Origin of the sequence: Cellulosimicrobium cellulans, from assembly GCF_001722485.1 — a bacterium.
In the GTDB taxonomy this organism is placed as follows: Bacteria; Actinomycetota; Actinomycetes; order Actinomycetales; family Cellulomonadaceae; genus Cellulosimicrobium; species Cellulosimicrobium cellulans_A.
Genome location: NZ_LWGL01000239.1, coordinates 1 through 3413 on the forward strand (window position 1 = coordinate 1; position 3413 = coordinate 3413).

Genomic DNA, 3413 nt, shown 5'->3' on the forward strand with positions numbered 1-3413 from the left:
CAGACCACGCGCGGTCCGCGCGGCGCCCGCGCGCCGTCGGCAGGCGGGGCCGTCAGCGCCCGGCGGCGCCGAGGCGGCTGAGCAGCAGCGCCTCCGCGAGCACGACCTTCTCGAGCTCGCCGAGGTGCACCGACTCGTTCGCGCCGTGCGCGCGCGAGTCGGGGTCCTCGACGCCGGTCACGAGGATCGCCGCGTCGGGGAAGACCTCGAGCAGGTCGGCGATGAACGGGATCGACCCGCCCACGCCGATGTCCACGGGGTCGGTGCCCCAGGACGTCGCGAACGCCCAGCGCGCCGCCTGCATCGCCGTGGAGTCCGCGGGGGCGAGGAACGGCTTGCCCTGCTCGCCCTCGCGCACGGTCACGCGCGCGCCGAACGGCGCGTGCGACTCGAGGTGCGTGCGCAGCGCGGCCATCGCGGCGGCAGGGTCCTGGCCGGGCGCGAGCCGGACCGAGAGCTTCGCGGTCGCGGCCGGGGTGAGCGTGTTGGACGCGTGCGCGACGCTCGGCGCGTCGAGGCCGATGACCGCGATCGCCGGCTTGGTCCACAGGCGGCCGGCGATCGACCCCTCGCCCGCGAGCGCCGTGCCGTCGAGCACGGAGGAGTCAGCCCGGAAGTCCGCCTCGGCGTAGTCGACCTGCGGCTCGTCGGCGACGACGAGGCCGTCGACCGCGACGTTGCCCGCGTCGTCGTGGAGCGTGGCGATCAGGCGGGCCAGCAGCGTCACCGCGTCGAGCACGGGGCCGCCGTACATGCCGGAGTGGACGGCGTGCCCCAGCGCGGCCACCTCGACCTCGCAGTCCACGAGGCCGCGCAGCGACGTCGTGAGCGCCGGCACGCCGACCTTCCAGTTCGAGGAGTCGGCGACGACGATGACGTCCGCCGCGAGGAGGTCGCGGTGCTGCGTGAGGAACGGCAGGAACGTGACCCCGCCCGCGCGGTCGGGTGCGGTCCGCGCGAGGGCGAGGCCGTCCTCCCAGCCGAGGCCGAGCACCCGCAGCGCCCAGTCGAGGGCGAGGCCCGCGTTCTGCACCGCGGCCAGGCGGTACCAGCCGGCGCCCGGGCCGCTGCCGGAGTCGGCGAACGTGTGCACGACCGGGTCGAGCACCGGCTCCGGCCGGTCCAGCGCCGCGACGACCTGCGCGCCCGTCCCGAGGTTGACGTGCCGCGCGGGAGACCCGACGGCGAGCCGCGCGACGGGCGTGTCCCCGCCCCCGACGACCACCGGGACCGCGGCGCCCGACGCGGGGAACCACCGCGCGAGCCGGGCCGTCGTCCCGGCGACGGCGTCCGACGGTGCGACGCCGGGCAGCAGACGGCCGGGGAGCCCGAGCCGTTCGACGACGTCCTCCGCCCACGCGTCCCGCGTCACGTCCCACAGCAGCGTGCCCGCGGCGTCGGACCGGTCGGTCGTCGCGACCGGGAGCGCGTGCTCACCGTCTGCCAGCAGCCACGCGCGCACGACGTCCTTGGGCAGCAGCACGTGCGCCGCGCTGTCGAGGGTCGCGGGCTCGTGCGCCGCGATCCAGTCGAGCACGGGGCCGGTCATCCCGGGGACGAGCGGGTTGGCGAGCGGCGCGCGGACGGCGTCGGGCAGGGCGCGCCACCGGTCGAGCAGGTCGGTCGCGCGCGAGTCCGTCCACAGCACCGCGGGCGCGACGGCGGCCCCCGCCTCGTCGACGAGCGCGGCGGCATGCATCTGCCCGCCCAGCCCGACGGCGCGCACCGCGACGTCACTGCTCACCGCACGTGCCGCCGTCGCGAGGTCCGCGAGCGCCGCGTCGAGCGCCGTGGTCCAGGCGACGGGGTCGGCCTGCGACCAGCCGAGCCGCGGGTGCTCGACGTCGTAGGCCGCCTCGGCCTCCGCCGTCACCGTGCCGTCGGGGGCGAGGAGCACGAGCTTGAGCCCGCTCGTGCCGAGGTCGATGCCGAGGTACGTCACGCCCCGACTCTCCCACCGCTCCGGCGCCCACGGCGCGGGTAGCCTCGGGGACCATGAGCACCGCCCGCCCCTCCCGCTGGGAGCAGAAGGTCGCCGCCGACCCGTCGCACTCCACCTGGTACGTCGAGCGCTTCCGCCGCATGGCGGCCGAGGGCGCCGACCTCGCGGGCGAGGCGCGTCTCGTCGACGCGATGCTGCCGCGCGGCTCGCGCGTGCTCGACGCCGGCTGCGGTCCGGGCCGCGTCGGGGCGGAGCTCGCGGCGCGCGGGCACACGGTCGTCGGCGTGGACGTGGACCCGGTGCTCGTCGAGGCGGCGCGCGCGGACCACCCGGGGCCGGACTGGCGCGTCGGGGACCTCGCCGAGCTCGACCTGCCCGCGGAGGGCGTCGCCGAGCCGTTCGACGCGATCGTGTGCGCGGGCAACGTCATGACGTTCCTCGCCCCGGGCACGGAGGTCGAGGTCCTGCGGCGTTTCGCGGTCCACCTCGCGCCGGGCGGGCGCGCCGTCGTGGGCTTCGGGGCGGGCCGTGGGTACGCGGCGGACGCGTTCTTCGCCGACGTGGACGCGGCAGGCCTGCGCGTCGACGTCGCGCTCTCGACGTGGGACCTGCGTCCCTACGAGCCGACGTCCGACTTCCTCGTCGCCGTGCTGTGCCGTCGTACCGCGTGACGCTGGGGGTCGGTCTGCTGCACCCCGGCGCCGACCCCGAGGCGGTCCTGCCCGGCGCGGTCGACGCGGCCCGCGGGCTGACCACGGTCGAGGCGTACGACGTCGGCGTGGTGCGCGGGCAGGCGCGCGTCACCGTGCGGTTCCTCGCGGACGGCGACGAGGCGGCGCACGCCGTGGCGCGCGCGGTGGAGGACGGCGTCCGGGCCCACGCCGCGACGTCGGACCGGCGCGTGACGCGGCGCTGGGGCGCACGCTGGTACCCCGCCTGAGCCCTTCCGGCCTGCACCACACCGACGACGCGAAACCTACGCAACCGTAGGTTACGGTGGCGTCGTGAACACGCTGGCGTCGAAACCCTGGACCTCCCGCTACGCGCCGGGCGTCCCGGCCGACGTGGAGGTCCCCGACGAGCCCGTCACCGCGACCCTCACCGCGGCGGCCGGCCGGTGGCCCGCGCGCGTCGCCGTCGACTTCTTCGGCGCGACCACGACGTACGCGCGCCTCGCGGCCGAGGTCGAGCGCGCCGCGGGCGCCCTGCACGACCTCGGCGTGCGCCGCGGCGACCGCGTCGCCGTCGTGCTGCCGAACAGCACGGCGCACGTCGTCGCGTTCTACGCGGTGCTGCGCCTCGGCGCGGTCGTCGTCGAGCACAACCCGACCTACTCGGCCGACGAGCTCGCGCACCAGCTCGCCGACTCCGGCGCGAGCGTCGCGCTCGTGTGGACCAAGGCCGTGCCCGCCGTCGTCGCGTCGCGCGGCGGCGCCGCGCCCGCGCTGCGCACCGTCGTCGCGGTCGACAT

Annotated in this window: 3 protein-coding genes and 2 pseudogenes; 3 read left to right on the plus strand and 2 right to left on the minus strand. The window is 77.3% G+C overall.

What is annotated here, in order from left to right; all coding sequences use genetic code 11:
* Window positions 1-52 precede the first annotated feature (52 nt).
* Together JZ5iCDA_RS19805 and JZ5iCDA_RS19810 are read right to left on the minus strand one after the other, a co-directional pair.
* Window positions 53-970: pseudogene (locus JZ5iCDA_RS19805) on the minus strand (M20/M25/M40 family metallo-hydrolase); the annotation flags it as partial.
* 231 nt (window positions 971-1201) lie between these two features.
* Window positions 1202-1942 (minus strand): annotated as a pseudogene (locus JZ5iCDA_RS19810) (FGGY family carbohydrate kinase); the annotation flags it as partial.
* A 53-nt stretch (window positions 1943-1995) separates the two neighbouring features.
* Between JZ5iCDA_RS19810 and JZ5iCDA_RS16315 the strand changes: the two are divergent.
* From JZ5iCDA_RS16315 to JZ5iCDA_RS16325, 3 genes are all read left to right on the plus strand, one after another.
* Window positions 1996-2613 (plus strand): class I SAM-dependent methyltransferase, encoded by a 618-nt coding sequence (locus tag JZ5iCDA_RS16315; protein WP_069388090.1) that lies wholly within the window; start codon window positions 1996-1998, stop codon window positions 2611-2613.
* Window positions 2610-2882: a hypothetical protein gene (locus tag JZ5iCDA_RS16320; RefSeq protein ID WP_366246684.1), complete on the plus strand. Its 273-nt coding sequence runs from the start codon at window positions 2610-2612 to the stop codon at window positions 2880-2882. Before JZ5iCDA_RS16315 ends, JZ5iCDA_RS16320 begins: the two co-directional genes overlap by 4 nt.
* Before the next feature lie 64 nt (window positions 2883-2946).
* On the plus strand, window positions 2947-3413 hold a 467-nt coding region (locus tag JZ5iCDA_RS16325), incomplete at its 3' end, for an AMP-binding protein (RefSeq protein WP_139123179.1).

What these genes read in the sequence shown, in the direction of transcription:
- JZ5iCDA_RS16315 (WP_069388090.1), top strand. Translation starts at nt 1,996, where the DNA reads ATGAGCACCGCCCGCCCCTCCCGCTGGGAGCAGAAGGTCGCCGCCGAC.